This is a genomic window from Streptomyces sp. NBC_00690, from assembly GCF_036226685.1.
Classification (GTDB): Bacteria; Actinomycetota; Actinomycetes; order Streptomycetales; family Streptomycetaceae; genus Streptomyces.
Genome location: NZ_CP109009.1, coordinates 4,793,597 through 4,816,583, shown reverse-complemented (window position 1 = coordinate 4,816,583; position 22,987 = coordinate 4,793,597). Strand labels below are relative to the sequence as shown.

The 22,987-nt window shown below is 67.1% G+C and carries 24 protein-coding genes, 1 tRNA gene and 1 pseudogene; 10 read left to right on the top strand and 16 right to left on the bottom strand.

All coding sequences use genetic code 11. The features are described 5' to 3' along the window. The first annotated feature begins 25 nt into the window (after positions 1–25). From OID54_RS21090 to OID54_RS21080, 3 genes are all read left to right on the top strand, one after another. Positions 26–952 (top strand): metallophosphoesterase, encoded by a 927-nt coding sequence (locus OID54_RS21090; protein ID WP_329021645.1) that lies wholly within the window; start codon positions 26–28, stop codon positions 950–952. Positions 953–1,077: 125 nt separating this feature from the next. Then, positions 1,078–1,151 (top strand) — tRNA-Pro (locus OID54_RS21085). A gap of 950 nt (positions 1,152–2,101) precedes the next feature. Beyond that, on the top strand, positions 2,102–3,493 hold the full coding sequence (locus tag OID54_RS21080) for an FAD-dependent monooxygenase (protein ID WP_329021644.1): 1,392 nt from the start codon (positions 2,102–2,104) through the stop codon (positions 3,491–3,493). Between the two features lie 46 nt (positions 3,494–3,539). On the opposite strand, the gene OID54_RS21075 is transcribed toward OID54_RS21080, so the two are convergent. From OID54_RS21075 to OID54_RS21060, 4 genes are read right to left on the bottom strand one after another with little or no spacing between them, the layout of a single operon-like run. Next, positions 3,540–4,181, bottom strand: coding sequence for a contact-dependent growth inhibition system immunity protein (locus OID54_RS21075; protein ID WP_329021643.1), 642 nt, complete (start codon positions 4,179–4,181; stop codon positions 3,540–3,542). An 11-nt stretch (positions 4,182–4,192) separates the two neighbouring features. After that, positions 4,193–4,498, bottom strand: coding sequence for an RNase A-like domain-containing protein (locus tag OID54_RS21070; protein WP_329021642.1), 306 nt, complete (start codon positions 4,496–4,498; stop codon positions 4,193–4,195). A gap of 10 nt (positions 4,499–4,508) precedes the next feature. Next, positions 4,509–5,168 carry a hypothetical protein gene (locus OID54_RS21065; protein ID WP_329021641.1) on the bottom strand — a complete coding sequence of 220 codons (660 nt, stop codon included), beginning with the start codon at positions 5,166–5,168 and terminating at the stop codon, positions 4,509–4,511. A gap of 10 nt (positions 5,169–5,178) precedes the next feature. Continuing rightward, positions 5,179–5,490 carry an RNase A-like domain-containing protein gene (locus tag OID54_RS21060; RefSeq protein WP_329021639.1) on the bottom strand — a complete coding sequence of 104 codons (312 nt, stop codon included), beginning with the start codon at positions 5,488–5,490 and terminating at the stop codon, positions 5,179–5,181. A 279-nt stretch (positions 5,491–5,769) separates the two neighbouring features. Between OID54_RS21060 and OID54_RS21055 the strand changes: the two are divergent. Further along, positions 5,770–5,970: pseudogene (locus tag OID54_RS21055) on the top strand (ATP-binding protein); the annotation flags it as partial. 34 nt (positions 5,971–6,004) lie between these two features. Here OID54_RS21055 and OID54_RS21050 read toward each other — a convergent pair. The 3 genes from OID54_RS21050 to OID54_RS21040 all read right to left on the bottom strand — a co-directional run bounded on the left by OID54_RS21050 (position 6,005) and on the right by OID54_RS21040 (position 7,530). After that, a complete protein-coding gene (locus OID54_RS21050) occupies positions 6,005–6,379 on the bottom strand; it encodes a hypothetical protein (protein ID WP_329021638.1) in 375 nt (124 codons plus the stop codon). Positions 6,380–6,514: 135 nt separating this feature from the next. Then, positions 6,515–7,156 carry an SRPBCC family protein gene (locus OID54_RS21045; RefSeq protein WP_329021637.1) on the bottom strand — a complete coding sequence of 214 codons (642 nt, stop codon included), beginning with the start codon at positions 7,154–7,156 and terminating at the stop codon, positions 6,515–6,517. After that, positions 7,156–7,530, bottom strand: coding sequence for an ArsR/SmtB family transcription factor (locus OID54_RS21040; protein WP_329021636.1), 375 nt, complete (start codon positions 7,528–7,530; stop codon positions 7,156–7,158). The genes OID54_RS21045 and OID54_RS21040 overlap by 1 nt, the downstream gene beginning before the upstream one ends. Positions 7,531–7,682: 152 nt before the next feature. On the opposite strand from OID54_RS21040, the gene OID54_RS21035 reads away from it, so the two are divergent. The 3 genes from OID54_RS21035 to OID54_RS21025 all read left to right on the top strand — a co-directional run bounded on the left by OID54_RS21035 (position 7,683) and on the right by OID54_RS21025 (position 9,679). Continuing rightward, entirely contained in the window at positions 7,683–8,258 is a 576-nt protein-coding gene (locus OID54_RS21035; protein ID WP_329021635.1) for a TerD family protein, read from the top strand. 368 nt (positions 8,259–8,626) lie between these two features. Then, on the top strand, positions 8,627–9,352 hold the full coding sequence (locus OID54_RS21030) for a 4'-phosphopantetheinyl transferase family protein (protein ID WP_329021634.1): 726 nt from the start codon (positions 8,627–8,629) through the stop codon (positions 9,350–9,352). 27 nt (positions 9,353–9,379) lie between these two features. Continuing rightward, complete coding sequence (locus OID54_RS21025; RefSeq protein ID WP_329021633.1) at positions 9,380–9,679, top strand: DUF6191 domain-containing protein; 300 nt, start codon at positions 9,380–9,382, stop codon at positions 9,677–9,679. A 54-nt stretch (positions 9,680–9,733) separates the two neighbouring features. Here the strand turns inward: OID54_RS21025 and OID54_RS21020 are convergent, their stop codons facing one another. Then, positions 9,734–10,570 (bottom strand): class I SAM-dependent methyltransferase, encoded by an 837-nt coding sequence (locus OID54_RS21020; protein WP_329021632.1) that lies wholly within the window; start codon positions 10,568–10,570, stop codon positions 9,734–9,736. Between the two features lie 69 nt (positions 10,571–10,639). On the opposite strand from OID54_RS21020, the gene OID54_RS21015 reads away from it, so the two are divergent. Both OID54_RS21015 and OID54_RS21010 read left to right on the top strand, forming a co-directional pair. Continuing rightward, entirely contained in the window at positions 10,640–12,454 is a 1,815-nt protein-coding gene (locus OID54_RS21015) for a S9 family peptidase (RefSeq protein WP_329021631.1), read from the top strand. 254 nt (positions 12,455–12,708) lie between these two features. Beyond that, on the top strand, positions 12,709–13,464 hold the full coding sequence (locus OID54_RS21010) for an SURF1 family protein (protein ID WP_329021630.1): 756 nt from the start codon (positions 12,709–12,711) through the stop codon (positions 13,462–13,464). Positions 13,465–13,987: 523 nt separating this feature from the next. Here OID54_RS21010 and OID54_RS21005 read toward each other — a convergent pair. The 7 genes from OID54_RS21005 to OID54_RS20975 form a co-directional block, all read right to left on the bottom strand. After that, a complete protein-coding gene (locus tag OID54_RS21005; RefSeq protein WP_329021629.1) occupies positions 13,988–15,631 on the bottom strand; it encodes a hypothetical protein in 1,644 nt (547 codons plus the stop codon). Then, complete coding sequence (locus OID54_RS21000) at positions 15,628–16,203, bottom strand: SigE family RNA polymerase sigma factor (RefSeq protein ID WP_329027673.1); 576 nt, start codon at positions 16,201–16,203, stop codon at positions 15,628–15,630. Before OID54_RS21000 ends, OID54_RS21005 begins: the two co-directional genes overlap by 4 nt. Positions 16,204–16,770: 567 nt before the next feature. Further along, a complete protein-coding gene (locus tag OID54_RS20995; protein ID WP_329021628.1) occupies positions 16,771–17,826 on the bottom strand; it encodes an aspartate-semialdehyde dehydrogenase in 1,056 nt (351 codons plus the stop codon). A gap of 15 nt (positions 17,827–17,841) precedes the next feature. Beyond that, positions 17,842–19,110: an aspartate kinase gene (locus tag OID54_RS20990; protein WP_329021627.1), complete on the bottom strand. Its 1,269-nt coding sequence runs from the start codon at positions 19,108–19,110 to the stop codon at positions 17,842–17,844. A 264-nt stretch (positions 19,111–19,374) separates the two neighbouring features. Then, positions 19,375–20,031: a DUF5063 domain-containing protein gene (locus OID54_RS20985; RefSeq protein WP_329021626.1), complete on the bottom strand. Its 657-nt coding sequence runs from the start codon at positions 20,029–20,031 to the stop codon at positions 19,375–19,377. After that, positions 20,024–20,623, bottom strand: a complete 600-nt coding sequence (gene recR, locus OID54_RS20980) for a recombination mediator RecR (RefSeq protein ID WP_329021625.1) — start codon at positions 20,621–20,623, stop codon at positions 20,024–20,026. The genes OID54_RS20985 and recR overlap by 8 nt, the downstream gene beginning before the upstream one ends. Positions 20,624–20,698: 75 nt before the next feature. Next, positions 20,699–21,034, bottom strand: coding sequence for a YbaB/EbfC family nucleoid-associated protein (locus OID54_RS20975; RefSeq protein ID WP_329021624.1), 336 nt, complete (start codon positions 21,032–21,034; stop codon positions 20,699–20,701). Positions 21,035–21,357: 323 nt separating this feature from the next. Here OID54_RS20975 and OID54_RS20970 point away from each other — a divergent pair, with 323 nt between their 5' ends. Continuing rightward, a complete protein-coding gene (locus OID54_RS20970) occupies positions 21,358–22,104 on the top strand; it encodes an SLATT domain-containing protein (protein ID WP_329021623.1) in 747 nt (248 codons plus the stop codon). 147 nt (positions 22,105–22,251) lie between these two features. Here the strand turns inward: OID54_RS20970 and OID54_RS20965 are convergent, their stop codons facing one another. Next, positions 22,252–22,902 (bottom strand): hypothetical protein, encoded by a 651-nt coding sequence (locus tag OID54_RS20965; RefSeq protein WP_329021621.1) that lies wholly within the window; start codon positions 22,900–22,902, stop codon positions 22,252–22,254. Between the last annotated feature and the right edge of the window lie 85 nt (positions 22,903–22,987).

The window sequence follows — 22,987 nt, the reverse complement described above, 5'->3', positions numbered from 1 at the left end:
CCCCCTTGTCTGCGACGATGGACATATGCGCGCACGCTTTGGAGTTCCCCTGGCAATCACGGCAGTCGGAGCGGCCGGCATCGCCTACGCGGCCGGCATCGAGGCCCGTTCCTTCCGCCTCCGACGGCTCACGGTCCCGGTCCTGCCCAAGGGAATGCGCCCTCTTCGGGTGCTCCAGGTATCGGACATCCACATGGTCAGCGGCCAGCGCAAGAAGCGTGCCTGGCTCCAGTCCCTCGCGGGCCTGCGGCCGGACTTCGTGGTGAACACCGGCGACAACCTCTCCGACCCGGAGGGAGTCCCGGAAACCCTAGACGCACTCGGCCCGCTCATGGAGTTCCCGGGCGTGTACGTCTTCGGCTCCAACGACTACTACGGGCCCACGCTCCGCAATCCCGCCCGGTACCTGTTCGAGAAGGCCCAGGGCAAGCACGGGCTGAACGGCAACGCGCCGGCCGTCGGCGTGGTCCACAACCCCTGGGAAGAACTGCGGGACGCGTTCGACGCCGCAGGCTGGGTGGGCCTGAGCAACACGCGGGGCAGGCTCAAGCTGGAGGGGTACGAGCTGGCGTTCACCGGCCTCGACGATCCCCACATCAAGCGCGACCGGTACGAGAAGGTCGCGGGTGGCCCCGAGAAGGACGCCGATCTCTCCCTGGCGATCGTGCACGCCCCCTACCTACGCGCACTGGACGCCTTCACCGCCGACGGCTACCCCCTGATCCTCGCCGGCCATACGCACGGCGGCCAGCTGTGCATCCCCTTCTACGGGGCGCTGGTGACCAACTGCGACCTGGACACGGACCGGGTCAAGGGCCTGTCGACCCACGAGGCAGCGGGGAACACCTCCTACCTCCATGTCTCCGCCGGCTGCGGAACGAGCCGCTACACACCGGTACGTTTCGCCTGCCCACCGGAGGTAACCCTGCTCACCCTGGTCGAAAAGACCTGACCCCGGCCCCACCCAAAAACCCAGCCGGGACACCCTGCGGACGACCCCGGGGCCGCGCAAACCGGATTTCGCCTGGGGGCGTGGGTGGGCTAAAGTAATCGATGTCGCCACGCGAGTGATGACATCGGGGTGTAGCGCAGCTTGGCAGCGCGCTTCGTTCGGGACGAAGAGGTCGTGGGTTCAAATCCCGCCACCCCGACAGCTAAACAGCAGATCAGGGCCGGTTTTCTTCACAGGAAACCGGCCCTGATCGCGTTTCTGGGGGCTGTTGGGTGTCAGTCGGGTGTGATCTTGGTCAGCGGTTGTCGCCTCGTCGGCGCGCTGCTGCGACAGCCCGGCACCGAGATCGGGCAGCACAGATTCAACCTGACCCCGACCTCGAGCACGGGATCATCGGAGGGTCCGACGACGCACGAGCAGCAGCCCTGTCCGAAGCGGTGCGGAAGTCGCTGGCCTGGTCCTCCGGGGCTGTAGGCGGCCCCCATCCTGCACGGTCCTTTGGGAGTCTCCCCGCTCCAGTCCGTGCCGGATGAGACGGAGAGGGCCGGCGAGTTCAAGGAGCCGTACGCAGTGCGGTCTGGGGAGTGGTCCAGCCATCCATCTGTTCGTGAACGACGACCTGGGCTCCGTGCCTAGTCGACGAGGCCATCGGCGAGCCAATGAACCGCTGACGCAAGCTCGACGAGAGTTCTCAGCTCATGGTGGGCCAGGGCATCGAATGCCGTCGCGCGCCTCCATGACCGTGTTGATCGGGCATCGTGGTTCTTCGCTACGGATGTCACCCCAGCCGAGTCGACGACACCATCAGCGCCCGGCAACTCCCAGTGAACCGAGTGGGTTTCGCGACTCATGATCGTTTGATGGAGAATGCGCAGCGGGCCCTCGCCCCGAGAGCTCCAGACGTCAGCCGAAGCACATCTCATGGGAAGCCAAGGGGAAGTTGAAGCCCATGCGCCTGGCCGCGAACGGGTCTTCTTCCTCTCTGGCGGCGAAACAGGGGATCCCAGGTCGATCGGCCCCGGCATCGAACCACCGCTCATGGAAGCGGCGGCCTCGCCGCCCCCGACCCCTTCTCCTGCGCCCTCCGGGAACGGGCCACCGTCGTTGCCCCTCTCACAGAGGTGGCCTCAACAGAAAGAGCGATCTCCCTTGAGTGACTCCTCCGCCCCCAGCTCCAACGCCATCGTCATCGGTGCGGGGGTGAGCGGTCTACTCGCCGCACATGTACTGGCCGACGTCGCCGACGTCACCCTCATCGAACGCGACACCCTCCCGAACGGCCCACACCCCCGCCGTGGCATCCCTCAAGCCCGCCACGCACACATGTTGTGGTCCGGCGGGGTCAAGGCCCTTGAGGAACTACTCCCCGGCATAGTCGACGACCTGACCGGCCAGGGTGCTCGCCTGGTGCCCATCATGACCGGCCTCGTGTCCAAGGCCCCGTCCGGGCAGTGGTTCCGACGCTTCAACGGCTCACACCACCACAACCTCGTATGCAGCCGGGACCTCCTGGATTCCGCGATCCGGGAGAGGGTGCTCCCCCACCCCAGGATCGCCCTCAGGAAAGACACCGCCGTCGACGAACTCACCGGGACCGCCGATCGCGTCGACGGAGTCCGAATACGCCACCACGCCACCGAAGCGGTCCTCAAGGCCGATCTCGTCGTCGACGCGACCGGCCGTGGGTCCCACGCTCCCGTCTGGCTCCAAACCCTGGGACTGCTTCCGGTGGCCGAACGGGTCGTCGACGCCGGTGTCACCTACGCCACCCGGATCTACCGCACCCCCGACGGCGCAGCCGATTTCCCCCTCGTCAACGTCCAGGCCAGCCCCGCCCAAGCACCCGGCCGCGGAGGAATCATCCTCCCCATCGAGAAGGGCCGCTGGCTCGTCACCCTCGCCGGCACCCGCGGTGGGGAACCCACCACCAGCGACGAGGACTTCGTCGCTTTCGCCCGCGGCCTCGACCACCCGATCATCGGCGACCTGATCGCCAAAGCCGAACCCCTCGGGGAGGTCACCACCTCACGCAGCACCGCCAATCGTCGCCGCTACTACGAAAAGGCCCGGCACTGGCCCGAAGGGTTCGCCGCCATCGGCGACAGCGTCGCCGGCTACAACCCGGTCTACGGGCACGGCCTCACCGTCGCCACACAGACCGCCGTCGCCCTCCGCGCCACGATCCACCGACACCCGATCACCACCCCCGGAACCGCGCGTCGCATCCAACGTGCCGCGGCCGGCCCGGTGCACACAGCGTGGAGCCTCGCCGTCGGTCAGGACATCTTCTACCCCGGCGCCTCCGACACCCCGCCCACCGCCTTCGAACGCGCCCTCGCCAAGTTCATCGACCGGGCCGTCGACACAGGATCCAGAAACCCGCGCGCCCTCCGTGCCCTCCTGGACGTCATGAGCATGGAACGGCCACCGACCCGGCTGTTCGCCCCCGACATGCTGCTCACCATGGCGGTCGGGCGAAAACTTCCGCACCTGGCCGACCCTCCGTTGAGCCCCGCGGAGCAAGCCTTCATCGACCGCTAGCCCAGCCGTATCCGCCCCAAAGGACACGTAAAAAAGGGGGGACCTGTCACCTTCGGTGGAGCCGTGCGGCTAGTTCGACGAGCCAACCCCCGGGTGCATACTGCTCGGGCGGGTCGACCTCCATCCCCAGTTCGGCCAAGGCGAGCGCATAGTCGGGCTCGTCCAGCGGGAGAGTCAGCAAGTCATACAACTCGCCCGTCAGCTGGGCGATCAGCCCCGGGTCGGTGTTGTCCAAGTAGTCCCGGAGTGCGTCGTCGTGATCCTCGAACTCCTCGGGCATGTCCTGGGAGAACCAGCCGCCGAGAAACTGGGCCAACTCCGGGAAGCGGGCGTGCCACTCCCAGTGGGTCTGCGGGGTGGCGGGCGACGGGGCATGGCCGGTCTCAACACTGTCTCTGAGTCGATCAGCCAGGCGTACCAACCACGCCTGGACCTCAGAATCGGGCAGACCGACATCCGGTACGGGGTAGAACTCACCGAGGCGTCGCCGCAGCCTCCCTGGCGGGTTGACGGCGTACTCCCGCAGTTGGTGCTCCGCCGTGGCGATGGCCCAGGGTCGGGTGCGCCAGGTGTGGCGGAGGTACCCCGTGAGTGGCTCGTCATCGTCCGCCGTTCGGCCCAGAAAGGACCGAACCACATGATGCAACTCTCCGTACTTGCGGTCGTGTTCGAGGGGATTCAGGGACACGGATGCCGCCTCTAGAGATGGATCGGGAACGTGGCGTGCACGGTGAAGTCATGTGGGTTCTCGATGGTCCGTCTGAGGATCACACGGGCGGCCCGGACATCGACGGCGTCCCGCCCTGCGAGCATCATCGCCTGGAGCAGTACGCGTCCGATGGGTTCCGGCCGCGAGGGCCAGGCGGCCTCGATGGTGAGTCGCGGCCGAGTCGACTGGGCCAGCCACCGATGAATGCACTGCTCGTTCGCGGTCACGACCTGCTGAGTCGCCCACTGGGCGGTCTCCCGGTCGGGATAGGAGGCGGATCGGTTCGGAGTCGACACGGATGCAACCTCAGTGCTGCTCTGTGAAATGGATGTGGATAGCCCGCAGGATGGCTTGCAGAATAGGTACGGATGCCCATGGGATGGCGACACCGAGTCCCGCGCGCAAGGAATCCGGTGTCGGAAAGAGGAGTAGGGCCTTCTGTAGTTCGGCTGCCAACCCTGACATCTCCTGGTGACAGCCGTGCGGATGCTCGCTGGCCGCCCCGGCCCGCAGACCCTCCTCGAAGTCGTCGTACTCTCCGGAGTCGACCCAGTACGAGAACTGCCGCATCCGGGGGAACATCAATCGCGCTTCCCAGGCCGCCATCGGCAGACTCTTGAAATCCGGCATTGCCTCCTGATCCTGCATTCGGATCAAACCAGCCAGAAGCGTGAGGAAATTCGGGCCCGCGAGTTCGTCCGACGCATCGTTCAATTTCTGCTCAAAGCCGGCCGGAACGTTCGGTGGATTCGCCGACCAAAGCATCTCAGACAGGAGATCGAGGAGGGCCGACACTGTTGCCAGCGGTATGGCCCATTCGGCTTCTGGCGAGTTTCTGATGGTGCGACAGAAGCGCGCTAGCTCGTCTTCCAGCGAAGGTCCGCCCGCACGGCGGCAATCGATGGCCAGGTCGAGAAGCCGGCGGATCGATCCGTTGTTGAAGACGGCTCCGGTGTATGCGGTCACAGGACTCACGCTAAGCCTCCGGCATCGAGTTGAGGACGACGAAGGGCGGGTCCATGCCTTGAACGTACTTGAGTGCCACCTTCACGCCGTACACATCGCGGGCGGGAGCCTGGAGGCCATGCGCATCGTAGTCCGCACGGCTTGTTGATCGCCCCGTCACTTCATTGGGGAAGCGCAGTTCGCAACTAGGCTTCGAATTGGGGTTGTAGTTGGCTTCCTGGCGGGCGATCCATCTTTCAATGAGAAAAGCATTGTCCACGTCGCCGAGAACCGTCTGAGTGAGTCGTTGTGCCGATGCGCAATCCGCAGACGTGGAGATCACCCTCGGGGTAACAGTTCCATCCGCTCGCTCGGACCATCTGTTGATCTCTGAGACGCTGAGCCAATTGCTCATCCGTCTTTCCCACATGCTTGTCGATGGGATGACTGCCCGCGATTCCCTCTTGGTCGGCCAGATCGATGGGAAAGGAGTGGTTCTTCTCGTCCCCGTCAACGGTGTACTCATATCCCTGCTTGAAGTCGTTGACTTTCGCGCACCGAACGACTGCGCCCGGGCTGCCTCCGCTTGGAAGGTCGGCGCGCTACGGTGCGCTTCGTTCAGCGAGCTGGCTACTCGATCTACTTCACGAGCCTCGACGACATGGTCCGCAATCTCAAAGCCGTCGAGGCCGCAGGGCGTCTGACGAACAAGCTCGGCACCTACCTGCGGCCCGGCGTTCTCGCGGTCGATGAGGTCGGCTACCCCAGCTACCGGCTCAAGAACCGACTCAAGGCGATCGAGCGGGACAACGACGTGGCCTGACGACCCACGTTGTTTCCGGAGTCCGAGCACTTGATCAGTTGTTGATCGCCCGCTGGAAGACCTCGGAGAACTCGCCGTTCTCGATCAGTCCGGCGATTACGTCGGTCATGTTGTCGATGCCGGGATCCCTGACGATCAGGCCGTCCGAGACCCAGAAGTACCGGCCGCCGAGGGCCTCGTCGGTTCCTGCCCAGAGATTCATCAGGCGCTTGACTTCCGCGACGGTGAACACCGTCGCGGTCCAACGAGATCCATCCTTCAGGCTCACGAAGACATCGACGTTGCAGACCTCGCCCAAGCCCTCGCCGTCGCCGGGCAGGAACGACGCCTGGAAGTCCTCCATGCGGACCCGATACCAGGGCTCGTCCCACCCTCGCTCGATCGGTTCAGACGATGTGCTCTGGCTCATCGCGCGAGTGTCCTTGGTCGGGGCATCGATCTCAACCGAGATCCGCTGCCGTGCTGCTGTCCGCGGTCAGAGCTGGGGACATTCTTCGTACGCGACTGGGGAGAAAAGTCCGTACGCCAACAGCTGGTCGCCCGGCTACTCCTCCGAGGGCTTTTCCGGTGCGTAGAAGGCCGTTGTCGCGCTGACGGCAGCCGTCACGGTTGCCGCGGAGGCGCCCGAGGCGCGGTATGCCTCGCCCCACTGTTCGCTGCTGCGCGTCATGACCTCACGGGCCTCGTCGGAGAGCTGCCAGGCCGCCGGGTTCTCGATCGAGCCGCCTGCGAGATGGAGTCCCAGGCCGATCGCGGTGAGGTCCCATCCCACTCCCACCGCACCCGGGCCGAACTGGTCCCACATCTCCGGGGGGACGACAGCGATGTGTTCGAGCTCGAACAGCGTCCGCCCATCGCCGTCGGGGGTCAGCCGGACCTCGACCTCGCTGAAGCCCGGGTCCTCGCCGAACAGCCAGCTCACCTTGAGCACCTGGGGCGGCTCGCACCGGAGGATCTCACCGCCCGCGTTGCCCTCCAGTTGGTAGTGACCGCCGAGCTTCAGATCGCCGCTGACGGGGAGGAACCAGCGGCTGATCCGCTCAGGGGCGGTCACCGCGTCCCATACGTCCTCAGCCGCGGCGGCGTAAGTGCGGCTCAGCAGGATCGTCCGGGCCTCGCCCTCGGGGATCTGCTTGGTGCCCACCTTCCGGTGGATGTCGTTGATCTGGTTCACGATGTCGCTCATCACTGCTCCTCCGGCGCTGATTCGCGCTGTTCAGTCCTCGTCTGCTCGCGCTCTCGATCGCGTTTGCCACGTGCCAGTTCGGTACCGAGGGCGTCCAGTCGCTGTTCCCAGAAATTCCGGAACTGGTCCAGCCAGTCGGCAGCCTCCTTGAGGGGTTCGCTCTCGACGGCGTAGAGGCGCCGGGTCCCAGCAGCTCGGACCGAAGTGAAGCCGTTCTCGCGGAGCACCCGCAGATGCTGGGAGACGGCGGGCTGGCTGATGCCGAATTCGTTCTGGATCACGGAGCTGATGGCGCCCGACGGCTGCTCGCCGGCTGCAAGGAGCTGCAATATTCGACGGCGTACCGGATCACCTAGGACATCGAACGCGTGCATGGGCCTACAGTGCATCTATCGCTTATATAAGTCAAGATTTATATATTGAGTTCCAGGGCGGGGAACTGGAGGGCACGGTCGGTCGTTGGCCGGGTTGGGCAAGGAATCGTCAAGAGAGGCGCGGCCCGCGCCGGATTGCGCAGGGGATTTCCATGGGTGTCAGCCTTTCCAAGGGCGGCAACGTCTCGCTCAGCAAGGAGGCCCCGGGCCTGTCTGCGGTTGTCGTGGGCCTGGGCTGGGACGTCCGGAGCACCACCGGAACCGACTTCGACCTGGACGCCAGCGCCCTGCTGGTGGACGGCAACGGCAAGGTGGTTTCCGACCAGCACTTCGTCTTCTTCAACAACCTGAAGAGCCCCGACGGCTCCGTGGAGCACACGGGTGACAACCTCACGGGTGAGGGCGAGGGCGACGACGAGCAGATCAAGGTGAATCTGGCCGGAGTGCCTGCCGGCGTCGAGAAGATCGTCTTCCCGGTCTCGATTCACGAGGGTGAGAGCCGCGGCCAGTCCTTCGGGCAGGTGCGCAACGCCTTCATCCGCGTGATCAACCAGGCGGACAACAACGAGCTGGCCCGTTATGACCTGAGCGAGGACGCCTCGACCGAGACCGCCATGGTCTTCGGCGAGCTCTACCGCAACGGTGCCGAGTGGAAGTTCCGCGCGGTTGGCCAGGGGTACGCCTCCGGCCTGCGGGGCATCGCCCAGGACTTCGGTGTGAACATCTAAGTCCGGTCGCTCCATATGTGGTCGTGCGTTCGTCCGGGTGGCTCGGCAGTCCCACCCGGACGGATGCGCTTCCCCATGTCCTCGTCACTTCGCGGCCACCACAGGCCGCGGCATCAACAGCGCCCATCACCGACTGCCCCAAGAGCCGATCGCGCCAGTCCCGCGAAATCCGGCGGTGCAGGTACTCACCGGAACCGGCTTTCGACGGGCACAGTCCGTGGCCGCCGGCGATGCTAGGACGATGGCTCCTAGCAGAGACGTACAGCCGTCCGGCATGCGCATTCGGTACGGCAAAGTTGGCCGACGACTCCCGGTTCTCCCTCGGCTGGCCCGGATATTCTTGTGCTCCCCCAGGAGAAGGGCACCACATGGCGACCGAGGCACCTCTCAACAGCGAGCAGACGGCGTCTCTCCCAGGGGTGGAACTGCTCTGGGTCGGTCGGGTCGCGGAGCACGCCGTCGATGCCCTCGCCCACCGTGACGTCCTGGACGCGGAGGAGTCGGCGCGACTCGACGGGTTCATCCGCCCGCAGGACCGGGACGCCTACGCCGTTGGGCATGTGGCGTTGCGCCGCCTTCTCGGCGCACGGCTGGGACAGGCCCCGGAATCCGTTGTGATGGAGCGGGATCCCTGCACCCGGTGCGACGGCCCCCATGGACGGCCGGTCCTCCCGGGCAACGCCGTGCACTTCTCCCTCTCCCACACCAAGGGAATGGTCCTGATCGCCCTCGCATCCGACCCGGTGGGAATCGATGTCGAGCCTCTGCCACGCCCGACGACAGTCGTCGACGTCACCCCTCAACTCCACCCTGCGGAACGCCGGGAGATAGAGCGGATACCGGCCGACCAGCGCCCCCTCGCCTTTGCCCGGTGCTGGACCCGCAAGGAGTCCGTGCTCAAGGCGCGAGGTGTGGGGCTGAACGAAGACCTGTCCTTGACCTATGTGGGCGCCGGTCCACAGCCCGCGGTGAACGCGGACTGGTTGCTCGCAGATGTACCCGTGGACCCCGGCTTCGCAGCAGCGGTGGCCGTATGCCGATCACACGCACCGGATGCGACAGCTGCACCGGATGCAGCAGCCCAGGCTGGTTGAGCCGGGCATGCGGAAGAGAGCGACGACATGGAGTTCATCGTCTTCATGACCCTGCCGGGTCTGGTGATCATTCTGGTGTTCATAGCCTTCGCCGACCAGATCATGCGGGCGACCGGGCTGGGGAAGCGCCAGGGGCAGGTGTCGGCGACCGGGTTCGAGCAGTTGCACGCCACCTTCTCCGCCGGAAAGCAGAACGAGCTGCGTGAGCGGCAGAGCGCCCTGCTGCTGAAGGACGACGAGGAGGACGGCGCGCCCCCTCATCGCTCCACGGTCGATCTCGACGGCGGCCGAGCCGTGGTGCGACTGCCGCGCCCGCACAAGCCCTAAGACGCACCCGCGGTACGGAACACAGCACGCCGACCGCAGCAGCCGGGGGCGGTGTCAGCGGTGGAGTGGCCGCGATGCCTTGAGGGAGTACATCAGGGGGATACGGGGGCGGTCCGGCGGGAATCGGAAGTAGCCGTCGTCGCCCTGCCGGAAGTTGGCGAAGCGAGGAAAGAGCGACACCTCGTGTTCGTGGAGGAACTCCAGCCGAAGGCCGGCGGCGCACAGGGCCGAAACGACGGCCCCGACGGGGTGCTGCCATTCGACGGTGCGGTTGTGAACCGTTTCGGCGTCCAGATCGGCGTAGGTTCCCGGGGCGTCGTCGATCCAGGGCTCCTTCGCGAAGTAGTCGTGCACGACCCGTGAGCCGGTCTCATCGTCGAGGATGTCGGTGAGCGGATGGAACTCGGCGACGTAGAGAAAACCACCGGGAGCCACCAGGGACGAGGCGACCTCGGCCCAGCGTTCTATGTCCGGGAGCCAGCTCAGCGCGCCCGTGCCCGTGTAGACGATGTCGTACGAGCTGTCCGGTACGGCTTCGGCCGCGTCGTACACATCGGCGGCCACGAACGACGCCCGGTCGGAGCCGAAGCCGAGGTCGGTGGCGAGAGCCCTGGCGGCCTCCACCGCTGGTTCGGAGAAGTCGAGGCCGACGACCTGGGCAGCACCTCGCCGGGCCCATGCCAGGGTGTCCTGGCCGATGTGGCACTGGAGGTGGAGGAGCGTGAGGCCATCGACGTCTCCGACCTCGGCGATCTCGAAGTCGCGCAGCGCCTCCTTGCCCGCGCGAACGCCGTCCAGGTCATAGAACTCGCTGGCGACGTGGAGGGGGACGCGCTCGTCCCAGTTGGAACGGTTGATGGCACGCCAGTCCGGGGGCAAAGGTTGGTCCATGCTTTGAAGTTATCCACAGGCTGCGGAGGAAGCGAACGGTTTGTCGGGGGTCCGACGCAGAATGGGGTCATGACTGAGACCACTGAATCCATGCCCGACTGGGAGAAGCGCTTCCGGGCACCGCGCGTTTCCCTCCCCGATTGGGCGGAGGACGCCCCCGATCGCTCGCTCTTCGTTTCCAATGCCACGGGGACGTACGAGCTGTACGCCTGGGATCGCTCGACCGGTGGGCAGCGGCAGGCCACCGACCGTCCGAGCGGTACGACGGATGGTGTGCTGTCCCCCGACGGGCAATGGATCTGGTGGTTCTCGGACACCGACGGGGATGAGTTCGGGGTCTGGCTGAAGCAGCCGTTCGGCGGTGGGGATGACTCCCCCGCAGCGCCGGGGCTGCCGCCTTCCTACTCGGCGGGGCTCGCGATCGGACGCCACGGCGCCTCGGTGGTGGGCCGGTCCACGGATGAGGAGGGCACCACGCTGCACATCGTGCGGGAGGGTGCGGAGCCCGTTGAGATCTATCGCCACCGCGAATCCGCGGGGGTCGGTGATCTGTCCCACGACGGTGAATGGGTCGCGATCGAACACACCGAGCACGGTGACGCGATGCATTCGGCGCTTCGTGTCCTACGCCTGGACGGCATCCCCGTGGCCGAACTCGACGACACCAAGGGGGGCACCGAGGAGCTGGGGCTCGCGGTGCTGGGCTTCGCCCCGGTCGCCGGGGACACCCGCTTGCTCGTCGCGCACCAACGGCGTGGTCGCTGGGAGCCGATGATCTGGGACATCGCCTCGGGTGAGGAATCGGATCTCGCGCTGGATCTGCCCGGCGACGTCTCTGCGGAGTGGTATCCCGACGGGTCGGGTCTGCTGGTAGCCCACAGTTTTGAAGCCCGTGGCGAGCTGTGGCGCTACGACCTGTCGACGCGGGAGCTGGCCAGGATCGACACCCCGGCGGGCTCGGTCTCCGGCGCGACGGCCCGCCCCGGAGGCGAGGTGGAGTACCTGTGGTCGTCGGCTGCCCTCCCGCCGCAGGTGCGATCGACGAACGGTGCCGTGGTGCTCGACCCGCCCGGGATGAAGGCGCCGGAGTCGGTGTCGGTGGAGGACGTCTGGGTGGAGGGCCCCGGAGGGCGGATCCATGCACTGGTGCAGCGACCCGCGGGGGCGAGCGGTCCGGTGCCGACGGTCTTCGACATCCACGGGGGTCCGACCTGGCACGACAGCGATGCCTTCGCGTCGGGGCCCGCCGCCTGGATCGACCACGGCTATGCGGTGGTTCGGGTCAACTACCGAGGGTCGACGGGTTACGGACGGGAGTGGACGGACGCCCTCAAGCACCGGGTGGGGCTGATCGAGCTGGAGGACATCGCGGCCGTCCGTGAGTGGGCCGTGCTATCCGGGCTGGCCGACCCGGACCGGCTGGTCCTCTCGGGGGGATCATGGGGCGGCTATCTCACCCTGCTCGGTCTGGGGACACAGCCCGACGCCTGGGCGCTGGGCATCGCGGCGGTGCCGGTCGCCGACTACGTCACGGCCTATCACGACGAGATGGAAGCCCTGAAGGCCATGGACCGCACCTTGCTCGGGGGCACGCCGGAGGAAGTGCCGGAGCGGTTCGAGGCGTCCTCGCCCCTGAGCTATGTGGATGCGGTGCGGGCGCCCGTCTACATCTCGGCGGGCGTCAACGATCCGCGCTGTCCCATCCGCCAGATCGAGAACTACGTGGACCGGCTGTCCGCGCGTGGGGCGGTCCATGAGGTGTACCGCTATGACGCAGGGCATGGCTCGCTGGTGGTGGAGGAGCGGATCAAGCAGCTCGCTCTGGAGATCGCTTTCGCCGAAACCCATCTCGCGGAGGTGGTGAGCAATACGGGCCGCGACTGATCGCGCCTCGGCACCGAGCCGGTGCGCGGAGTGAGCTGGTCCACGAGGGGATCTGCTCCACGAGGTGGTCTGGTGAGCTGGTGAGTCGAGCACACCGACTCCGGGAGCGAGGGGCGGGTGGATCGTACGCATCCACCCGGGCCCTCGACCTCCCGGAGTGCTGACCGACGGCAGGGAGCCACGCGCAGGGCCGAATGACCTTCGGGGAGGGGGGCGGCACACGGGCCGGCAGTCGCATTCCGTACGGTGGGGGGGTGTACCGGTTCCTGCTGACGCCCCGCTGGTGGGGCATCAACGTCTTCGTCGTGCTGGCGATCCCCTTCTGCATCTTCATGGGTTCCTGGCAGCTCGGGAAGTTCGAGGACCGGGTCGAGACCCATCGGGATGCCCAGGACGCTCCCGCTCCCGGTGAGATGGCCGTCGAGCCGTTGGACGAGTTGCTTCCCGTCGACAAGGAGACCTCGGGCCGGCATGCGCGTGCCACCGGTGTGTACGGGGAGCAGTTCCTCGTACCCGACCGGACCGTGGACGGAAAGAGCGGCTCCTACGTCCTGACCCTCCTCAAGACGGACGGTGGCCGGACCCTTCCTGTCGTACGGGGGTGGCTGGCCAAGGGTGCGCCGGCACCCGCAGTGCCGGACGGTGTGGTCACGGTGGTCGGCGCTCTTCAGGCCAATGAGAACGCGGGCACCGACGGGGTGCACACAGGTGGCGGGCTGCCCAGCGGTCAGCTGGGGATGATCAGTGCCGCGTCGCTGGTCAACCTGGTGCCGGATGACGTCCATGACGCATGGGTCACGCTGACCAAGGCTGATGCAGGACTGGTGGCAGTGCCTGCGTCCATCCCCGAAGGCAGTGGGCTGGACCTGAAGGCGTTCCAGAACCTGGGGTACACCGGGGAGTGGTTCGTCTTCGCCGCGTTCGTGTTGTTCATGTGGTTCCGTCTGGTGCGACGCGAGGCGGAGACGGTACGCGACAGGCGGCTCGGGTTGGAGACCCATCCGCTCTAGACGGCGAAGAGTGCTTGTCCTCGCGGCGGCGCCAACCGTCTAAGGCCAGCTCAATGCCCGAGTCGTGCAATGCACCGGCGAACCGGCTCAAGCACGCCACTGAGCAACGAAACGCGGCACCCGCTCAAACACCCCGTCCCGTAGCCCAGTCACCCTGTCGAGCAGGCGAGCAGGCGAGCAGGCGAGCAGGCGAGCAGGCGAGCAGGCGAGCAGGGCAAACGTCCGGGGCCGGCTCAACGAGACGCCTCGCAACCGCAACGCGAACTCGTTCCGCGAACCACGCCCACGGCCCCGCTCGTCCTGCGCTGCATCCGCACGAATCATCGCGCCGCAGCGGCCCACGCCGGAACGCCATCAGCCATCCCCGCGTCCGCAATTCGTAGTCTCGTGAACCGACCCGCGGCGCGTGGGCCAAGGGCACAGCAGGGATGCATCGCCAACCTGGCCAACCCGCGGGACAGCGGACAGACAGCCGGCCGAACAGCGTGCGAACACCCGCGAGCCCACCGGGCCGGCTCCGCTCCTAGCTCAGCATGCCCGTGCGGTAGAGGGTGCCGGAGCAGGCGTTGGCGATGGTGGTGTCCGTGCTCGGGCCCCCCGGTTCCGCCGTGTGGCTCACCGAGATGCTGCCATCCTGCGGAACGTTCTCCGTGGTGAGGAGTTGGGTCTCCGTGTTGTCCGGAACAGAGCCCTGGCCACCGCCCGTCCCCGGGGAAGGCTCCTGCGAGGTCGGCGGATCCGTCGGGGTCGTGGGAACCGTCGGACAGGACTCGCTCGGCACCCAGGCGAACTTCACCTCGTATCCCCCCTCCGGCTTCAGCAGCAGGGAGGGCGATTCCTGCGAGGGATCGGGAAGACCGGTCGCCGCGTCTCCGGCCGTGTGGTCCACGACCTTGATCTTCCCGTGGTCGGCGGCACCCATCGCCTGGAAGCCGATCTGACCAGGCCCCTCGACCGCACAGCTGGCGGTGGAGGTGTTGGCGACCTTGAACGAGCCATAGACCTTGCCCTCGGCGTCCGGACCGGTCGCCTGGGCCGAGGTGAACTGCAATTGCTCCGCGGCGCAGACCGGGACGCCGTCCGGAACCTCTTCCGGGCTCCGCTCCGGGGAGCCGGTGGCGCCGTCGCTGCTGGCGTCCTTCCCCGGTGTGGTGCCACGGGACAAAGACGGGCTGCCGGTGCCCTGGGGCGTGCCCGAGCTTCCGACGGTGGGACCGCCGGTCGTGGCCTTGTTGCCTTCCGGTTCACCCGTCACGGACTCGGTTCCGCCATGGGCGGTCTGACCGTGTCCGGCATTGATCGGTCGGGCGTTACCGCCGCCTTCCGAGCCTGCGACATGGACGAACGCAGGAACGGCTGTGCCCATCAGCACGACCGCGGCAGCCGCTCCGACCAATGCCTGCCGCTTGCGGGCACGTCGGGCGGGTACGGCCCTGCGCAGATGGTCGAGCGCACCGGCCGAAGGGTTGAGGTCCTGGACAACTCCCTGGAGGAGGTGGCGGATCGCTTCTTCGTCATCCCCCGGGCCGCCATCGCCGAAGCGAGCCGCTCCCGTACCGGACCCGCCGTCCGCGCCTGCACCGTCGTTCGCGCCCGCATGTGCACCGGGGTCGCTCGATGCACCCGGTCCGACCAGAGCGGCCAGCGCGGCCAGTCCACCGGACCCACCCGCACTGCTCGGCGCAGGCTCCTCACCAGCAGGTTCATCGTCGATCCGGCCGTCGCCCGAAGCGGTCGGCTCGGCGGTGCCACCGGCAGTTGCGTCGGCCTTCTCCCCAGCACCGAGCTTCCCGACGGAATCGGCACCGGGCTTCCCAACAGGATCGACACCGGGCTTCCCAACGGGATCAGCACCATTCACCCCTGGGAGATCGACCCGGCCGCTCGCACCCCCTGGATCGCTCGGCTCATCCGTGGTGTCGCCTTCGCCGTGGTCGACGGAGCTTGCGCGGTCCTGCACGCCCTGAGCCTTGCCGACCTTGCCAGCCTCGCCGACCCCGGCGCCATCGCCCTCGGCATCGTCGGTGCGCGCGATGTCACGGCGTTCACGATCTTCGTGGCCGCTCGGCTCAATATCCGGCCCGTTGTTCACAATTCCGTTTCCAGTCCGGTCGTCCGACGGCCCGTCCGGCCCGCCCCGCTCGGTGTCTTCCCTGTCACTGCTCATGCCGTGGCCTCCATGGCAACGCGCAACGCCGCGATGCCCCGTGAGCCGTACGCCTTCACCGACCCGAGGGATATACCCAGCGTCTCGGCGACCTGCGCCTCCGTCATGTCCGCGAAGTACCGCAGAACGAGGACCTCCCGCTGACGGCGCTGGAGTCCGCGCATCGCCTTGATCAGGGCGTCCCGCTCCAGTTGGTCGTACGCCCCTTCCTCCGCGCTCGCCATGTCCGGCATCGGCTTGGAGAGCAGCTTCAACCCGAGGATGCGCCGGCGCAGGGCCGATCGCGAGAGGTTGACCACCGTCTGCCGCAGATAGGCGAGGGTCTTGTCAGGGTCCCGTACCCGATTGCGGGCCGAGTGCACACGGATGAACGCCTCTTGTACAACGTCCTCGCAGGAGGCCGTGTCATCCAGCAGGAGCGCTGCGAGACCGAGGAGCGACCGGTAATGAGCCCGGTAGGTCTCGGTGAGGTGATCGACGGTCGTACCAGCGGCCATCTGTTCGTCAGCACCCTCGCGCTGCGAGGGCAGCCGGGTGGTACGGGGGGTGGGCATGGGTGCGATCACCGGCATGCCGCCGGGCGCCCGTGTACGGGGCTTGCGAACCGGACGCACAGCAGCGCCGCGGACGGGGGTCGTTGAACCGCCCTGGACCAGGCGCATGGAAGCGCCGCGGACCTGGACCACCCCTGGGATGTCGAGTACCTCTGCCACGTATGTTGGACACGCTTCCCCCCGTGAGGGTTGTACGCGTACGCCACCGCTTTTGACGGTGTTCCTGCAGACTTCATGCGTACTCGCTCTTCCCCAATGCCCCATTCTCCGCAGCACCGTATAGAGGTGACCGCAAAGACGCCCTCATCCGGCCGCTGGTTGCAGACCGGGGCAGCGAATTCTGAGGCATCCCCCAGTCCGGACCAAATGGTACAGACCTTCAAGTTCCGCACAGGTCACTCATAGCTGTGGGTCGATCCTACAAACGCCAGGTGGGCTCTTGTCCAGGGTGACCAGGGAATTTGATCATCATCCGCTCTCCGCAGGACCATACGGTGACCGGCAGGACGGCCGGGCAACAGCGGGCAGGACGACCGACGGGCGACGGGCGACCGACGGAACGAGATCACAGAGGGATCGCCGGGCTCAGTACGGCAGGTCCGCGGCGATGGCCTCGGCTATCTGCACGGAGTTCAGCGCCGCCCCCTTGCGGAGGTTGTCACCGCAGACGAAGAGGTCCAACGCGCAGGGGTCGTCCGGTGATCGACGTACGCGACCAACCCAGGTCGGGTCTGTGCCCACCACATCGGCGGGGGTGGGGAAGTCCCCTGCGGCGGGGTCGTCACAGAGCACCACGCCGGGGGAGGTGTCCAGGATCTCGTGCGCTCGCGCGACCGTGACCTCGCTCTCGAAGCGCGCGTGCACCGCCAAGGAGTGGGTGGTGACGACGGGCACCCTCACGAAGGTCGCGGCCACCCGCAGGCCGGGCAGCCCGAGGATCTTGCGGGTCTCCGCCCGCAGACCCAGTTCTTCGGAGGACCAGCCGCCGTCCTGGAGCGTGCCGGACCACGGCACCACATTGAGGGCCAGGGGTGCGGCGAAGGGATCGGCGTCCTCGCCGACGGCGCGACGCACGTCGCCCGGCCGCATCCCCAAATCGGTGCCCGCCACCAGGGACAACTGGTCTCGCAATGTGGACACGGCTTCTCGTCCGGCGCCACTGGCCGCCTGGTAGGAGGAGACGACCAGTTCCCTGAGACCGAACTCGGCGTGCAGCGCCCCCACCGTCGGCAACAGGGCGAGGGTCGTGTCGTGCGGGCTGGCGACGATGCCGCGCGGGCGGACCCGTACGGCATGGGGGTTGATCTCGGGCACGACCAGGGGCACATCGTCGTCAAGACGGAAGGCCGCGGAACTGTCCACCACCACAGCGCCCTTGGCGGCGGCGATCGGCGCCCAATGCGCGGACACATCCACCGGCACGAGGAAGAGCGCCACCGCCACATCGGTGAGCGCTGCCTCGTCGAGCGCGATGACCTCGCACTCCTCCCCGCGTACGACCAGTGTTCGACCGGCCGCGCGCGAAGAGGATACGAGACGGATTTCGCCCCAGATGTCCTTGTGCTGCGAGAGGATCTGGAGCATGACCGCACCAACGGCGCCGGTTGCTCCGACGACCGCGAGGGTCGGCTTACCGGTCATCGCCCCGGTGACCGGTCATCGCCCGGTGCCGCCGTAGACGACGGCTTCCGAGTCGCTGTCGAGACCGAAGGCGCTGTGTACGGCGCGCACGGCCTCGTTCACATCGTCGGCGCGCGTCACGACCGAGATGCGGATCTCAGAGGTCGAGATGAGCTCGATGTTGACGCCTGCGTCCGAGAGTGCCTCGAAGAAGGAAGCGGTGACTCCGGGGTTGGTCTTCATCCCCGCGCCGACCAGCGAGATCTTCCCGATCTGGTCGTCATAGCGCAGCGAGTCGAAGCCGATGGACGCCTTCGCCTTCTCCAGCGCGTCGATCGCCTTGGCCCCGTCCGTCTTGGGCAGGGTGAAGGAGATGTCGGTGAGGGCCGTGGTGGCCGCCGAGACGTTCTGAACGACCATGTCGATGTTGATCTCGGCGTTCGCGATGGTGCGGAAGATCGCCGCGGCCTCGCCGGGCTTGTCCGGCACTCCGACGACGGTGACCTTCGCTTCGGAGACGTCGTGGGCGACTCCCGAGATGATGGCGTGCTCCACCTGCTGGTCTCCCTGCGGCTCGTTGCTGACCCAAGTGCCGCGCAGCCCCGAGAAGGACGAGCGGACGTGGATCGGGATGTTGTAACGACGTGCGTACTCGACGCAGCGGTGCAGCAGCACCTTGGAGCCGGACGAGGCCAACTCCAGCATGTCCTCGGAGGAGATCCAATCGATCTTCCGAGCCTTGGGGACCACGCGGGGGTCGGCGGTGAAGACGCCGTCCACATCCGTGTAGATCTCGCAGACCTCGGCCTCCAGTGCGGCGGCGAGCGCCACGGCCGTGGTGTCGGAACCACCGCGTCCGAGGGTGGTGATGTCCTTCTTGTCCTGGGACACACCCTGGAATCCGGCAACGATGGCGATGTTGCCCTCGTCCAGCGCGGTACGGATCCGGCCCGGCGTCACATCGATGATGCGCGCTTTGTTGTGGACCGAGTCGGTGATGACGCCAGCCTGGCTGCCCGTGAAGGACTGGGCTTCGTGTCCCAGGTTTTTGATCGCCATGGCCAGCAGCGCCATGGAGATGCGCTCTCCTGCGGTCAGCAGCATGTCGAACTCACGCCCGGCAGGGATCGGGGAAACCTGCCCCGCGAGATCGATCAACTCGTCCGTCGTGTCACCCATCGCCGACACCACGACGACCACTTGGTGGCCGTTCTTCTTGGCGTCCACGATCCGCTTGGCGACGCGCTTGATGCCCTCGGCATCGGCAACGGAGGAGCCGCCGTACTTCTGCACGACAAGGCCCACGTGCGCTCCTCGCTCGGTATGTCCACCACAGCCGGGTGCTGCGGTCGGCTCAGTCTAACGAGCGGCCGTGACGCGTCTCGGGGCAGTCACATGGTGAGATGCCCCGCTCAGCAAGTGATCACGGTCGCTCTGGACGACTCTTGCCCCGGCCATGAGGAACCTACGCGGAGATGTGCGGCGGCTCACAGCACGCACACCCGCACCAGAAGAAACGAACGCTGCTCGACCGCCTCCATGACGGTCGAGCAGGGCGGTCAGTGCGGATCAGGTGGTCCGTAGACCCAGCGGTAGGGCGATCTCCTCGGCCATCACCCTGCCAGCTTCCTCCGCCAGTGCGTCCTCGGGCACGTCCTCGTCGGTGTCCAGCCCGTCCAGCGCCTGGAGCGGCTGGTCGAGGCGGACGTGGGAGACCAGCGACTGAAGGGCGCGCAGGGTCGCGGAGGCGGTCGGCCCCCAGTTGGAGAAGTACGAGAACTGCCACCACCACAGCGCCTCGCTGGTGCGATCCGCTCGGTAGTGGGCCAGCCCATGGCGGAGGTCGGTGACGATGTCCGCGAGGTTGTCCGAGATTCGGAAGGCCACAGGGGCCTTGCGCGGCTCATAGGGGTCGAAGACCTCGGAGAAGACGTCGACCGGGTCGAGCAGGACCGCGAACCGCTCGCGCAGTTCGTCGAGGTCCGGTTCCGGGCCGGTGTCCGGCTCGTAGCGCTCGTCCGGGACGATGTCCTCGTGTGCGCCCAGTCGGCCGCCCGTCAGCAGGAGTTGCGAAACCTCCAGCAGCAGGAACGGCACGGCGCTGTCGGGCTCATCGCCCTTGGCGACTTCCGTGGTCGCGACGATGAAGGACTCGATGGAGTCCGCGATCTGGACCGCGAAATCCGCGGGGTCCTGATTCACCGCGTGCAGCATGGCATCAGACATCGAGAAGTCGTCTCCCCTCGAAGGCACGCCCTAGCGTGACCTCGTCGGCGTATTCCAAGTCTCCCCCCACAGGCAGACCACTGGCCAGCCGAGTGACCTTCAAACCCATCGGCTTGATCATTCGAGCCAGATAGGTAGCGGTCGCCTCACCCTCCAAATTGGGGTCGGTGGCCAAGATCAGCTCGGTGACCGCACCATCGGCGAGACGCGTGAGCAACTCGCGGATGCGCAGGTCATCGGGGCCCACCCCCTCGATGGGGCTGATGGCCCCGCCAAGAACGTGGTAGCGACCCCTGAATTCCCGGGTCCGCTCAACCGCCACGACGTCCTTGGACTCCTCCACCACACAGATGACGGAGAGGTCCCGGCGCGGATCGCGACAGATGTTGCACTGTTCCTGCTGAGCGACGTTCCCGCAGACCGCACAGAAGCGGACCTTGTCCTTCACTTCCAGCAGCGCGTGTGCGAGACGACGTACGTCCGTGGGCTCGGCCTGGAGGATGTGGAAGGCGATCCGCTGCGCGCTCTTGGGACCGACGCCGGGCAGCCTGCCCAGTTCGTCGATGAGGTCCTGAACCACGCCTTCGTACAACGGATTGCCTCTTCCGGTTCCTTCGGTTGCCGTGCTTCTACGGTTCGTACGTACGCTAGTTGCTCACACGCCCCGTCAGAAGGGAAGTCCCGGCATTCCGCCGAGGCCCTCCGTCAGCGGGCCGAGCTTCTGCTGCCGGAGCGTCTGCGCATTGTCGTTCGCGGCCTGGACGGCGGCGATCACCAGATCGGCCAGCGTTTCGGTGTCCTCGGGGTCCACGGCCTTCGGATCGATGACCAGGGCGCGCAGTTCGCCGGAGCCATTGACGGTCGCCTTCACCAGACCGCCGCCGGCCTGGCCGTCGACCTCGGCCTGCGCGAGCTCTTCCTCGGCCCGAGCGAGATCCTGCTGCATCTTCTGGGCCTGCTGGAGGATCTGCTGCATGTTGGGCTGACCACCACCGGGGATCACGGGTCACTCCTGGCGCTTCGACAACGGTGTTCGTACGCCGAGCCTACGTGGTCACCGCGCGGCTCGCTGCACGCAGAGACGACAACTCTTTCGTGTGAGTATCCTGCGGGTCCTCTACCTGATCACGACGTATACATGGTCGGAAATACTGGGATTTCCGCCCCAGTGCCCACCATTTGGCGGTAGGAAAGACATGCGCACCAGAACGTGCGCTGCATAGATCGGGCACGTTCGTACATATTTCATAACGCCAAATGACTCAGAGTAGCGTGAAATCGCACTCGGTAGCGGTCATGGCCAAATAGTCACAGAGGAGTGCCCCGGTGAGCCAGCCGGAGATGCAGCCCGGGGGGCCGGCCCGGGAGGAGCGTGGCGAGGTAGCGCGCGGAGACCTGGCCGGGAGGCCCTTTCCGCTCGGCGACTGGGGAGAGCCCGCGGAACGGCTGGACGAGTTGTACCGGTGGGTGGAAGCGGGTGCGCTGCGGACGACGGAGTGGTACCTGGCCGACCGGGTGTGGAAGAGACGTACCGGACGCATGCTGCGTGCGGGTGCCGCCCTCGGGGTCGCCACCGGGGCCACACTGCCGCTGCTGGACCTCACCGGCATGGTGGCGGGGGCGGCCGGCTGGGGATATCTCTCGCTGCTGCTGGGGGCCGCGTGTCTGGCCTGCGACCGCTACTTCGGGGTCACCTCGGGCTGGATGCGCAATGTGGCGACCGCGCAGGCGGTGCAGCGACGCCTCCAGCGGCTCCAGTTCGACTGGGCGTCCGAGAGCGTGCGCGAGGTCCTCGGGCCGACGGAGGGCACGGCGAGCGAAGCCGCAGAACGCTGTCTCGGGGTCCTGCGCAGCTTCTCGGAGGACGTGACGGAACTGGTGCAGGCGGAGACCGCGGACTGGATGCGGGAGTTCGCGGGGGCGCCGGCGCCGCTGCTGCTCCAGGCGCTTCCGCTGTCGCCGACCGGGGCATCGCGTCCGCTGGAGGGCGGGATGCCCGGGAGTCGGGCGTTGCTCCCACCGGGAACGCGTCCCAACATGCCGCGGCAGCGCCCCCCGGAGACTCCGCGCTAGGACGTGTTCGACGGCCGATGAACTCCGCGACCCGCCCCCGATGAACAGCGAAAACCCCGGGCCCATGATTCCGCCGAAGGCGCCCGGGGTCTTGCGTGGGGCGTGCGCCGAGTGCCTTCGCCGGGGCGTCCGGCCGGGCCGCTCCGGTCAGCTGAACACGATCATGGAACCTTGTCCCAGGCTGCGGATGGCCGCCGCATGCAGGCCCAACCAGACGTGGCGTTCCCTGGAGAACGGTCCGTCGTCGGGGGCTATGGGCCCTGCCGGCTCCTCCAGTGTCGTCGGGCGCTCGGGCGGCACTGGTGGCGCCGGAGGGTTGGCCGGGTCGATCCCGATCGCCGGCGCGACGAACTCCAATTCCCTCAGCAGCCCCTGGGTCGAACCCAGCGGTCCGCCTCCCGCGAGCAACTCGTCGTTGAACAGCGGTGCCGTGAAGTCGACGGGGACGTAGGCGCCGGCGTGGTCGTAGTGCCAGACCAGGTGCGAGCCCTGCGCGGTCGCCTCGAACATCTCCAGCAACTGTTCGTAGTCCCCTCCCAGTTCGTCCACGGGGGTCACGGCGAGTCCGCACAGTTGGAGCAGATAGGCACGGCGCAGGAAGTGCAGGGCGTCGTAGTCGAAACCCGCGACGGGGGCCACATCGCCGGACAGCCCGGGCATATAGGCGAAGACGGGGACCGTCGGTAGCCCGGCGGTGGTCAGAGCCTTGTCGTAGGAGGCGATCTCTTCCGCGAAGGGGTTGTCGGGGCTGTGGCACAGCACGTCGACGAGGGGGACCAGCCACAGGTCACAGGCCAAGGAAGGCTCGCTCTCCAGCGGGTTGGGGCGCGGCGCGCCCGACGGTCAGAGAAGAGTAGTGCCAGGGATACGTTGTGCGAAGGCC

Coding starts and splice junctions, on each gene's coding strand:
- OID54_RS21090 (WP_329021645.1), top strand. CDS start 26: ATGCGCGCACGCTTTGGAGTTCCCCTGGCAATCACGGCAGTCGGAGCG.
- OID54_RS21050 (WP_329021638.1), bottom strand. CDS start 6,379: ATGAGCCAGAGCACATCGTCTGAACCGATCGAGCGAGGGTGGGACGAG.
- OID54_RS21045 (WP_329021637.1), bottom strand. CDS start 7,156: ATGAGCGACATCGTGAACCAGATCAACGACATCCACCGGAAGGTGGGC.
- OID54_RS21040 (WP_329021636.1), bottom strand. CDS start 7,530: ATGCACGCGTTCGATGTCCTAGGTGATCCGGTACGCCGTCGAATATTG.
- OID54_RS21035 (WP_329021635.1), top strand. CDS start 7,683: ATGGGTGTCAGCCTTTCCAAGGGCGGCAACGTCTCGCTCAGCAAGGAG.
- OID54_RS21030 (WP_329021634.1), top strand. CDS start 8,627: ATGGCGACCGAGGCACCTCTCAACAGCGAGCAGACGGCGTCTCTCCCA.
- OID54_RS21025 (WP_329021633.1), top strand. CDS start 9,380: ATGGAGTTCATCGTCTTCATGACCCTGCCGGGTCTGGTGATCATTCTG.
- OID54_RS21020 (WP_329021632.1), bottom strand. CDS start 10,570: ATGGACCAACCTTTGCCCCCGGACTGGCGTGCCATCAACCGTTCCAAC.
- OID54_RS21015 (WP_329021631.1), top strand. CDS start 10,640: ATGACTGAGACCACTGAATCCATGCCCGACTGGGAGAAGCGCTTCCGG.
- OID54_RS21005 (WP_329021629.1), bottom strand. CDS start 15,631: ATGAGCAGTGACAGGGAAGACACCGAGCGGGGCGGGCCGGACGGGCCG.
- OID54_RS21000 (WP_329027673.1), bottom strand. CDS start 16,203: ATGCCGGTGATCGCACCCATGCCCACCCCCCGTACCACCCGGCTGCCC.
- OID54_RS20995 (WP_329021628.1), bottom strand. CDS start 17,826: ATGACCGGTAAGCCGACCCTCGCGGTCGTCGGAGCAACCGGCGCCGTT.
- OID54_RS20985 (WP_329021626.1), bottom strand. CDS start 20,031: ATGTCTGATGCCATGCTGCACGCGGTGAATCAGGACCCCGCGGATTTC.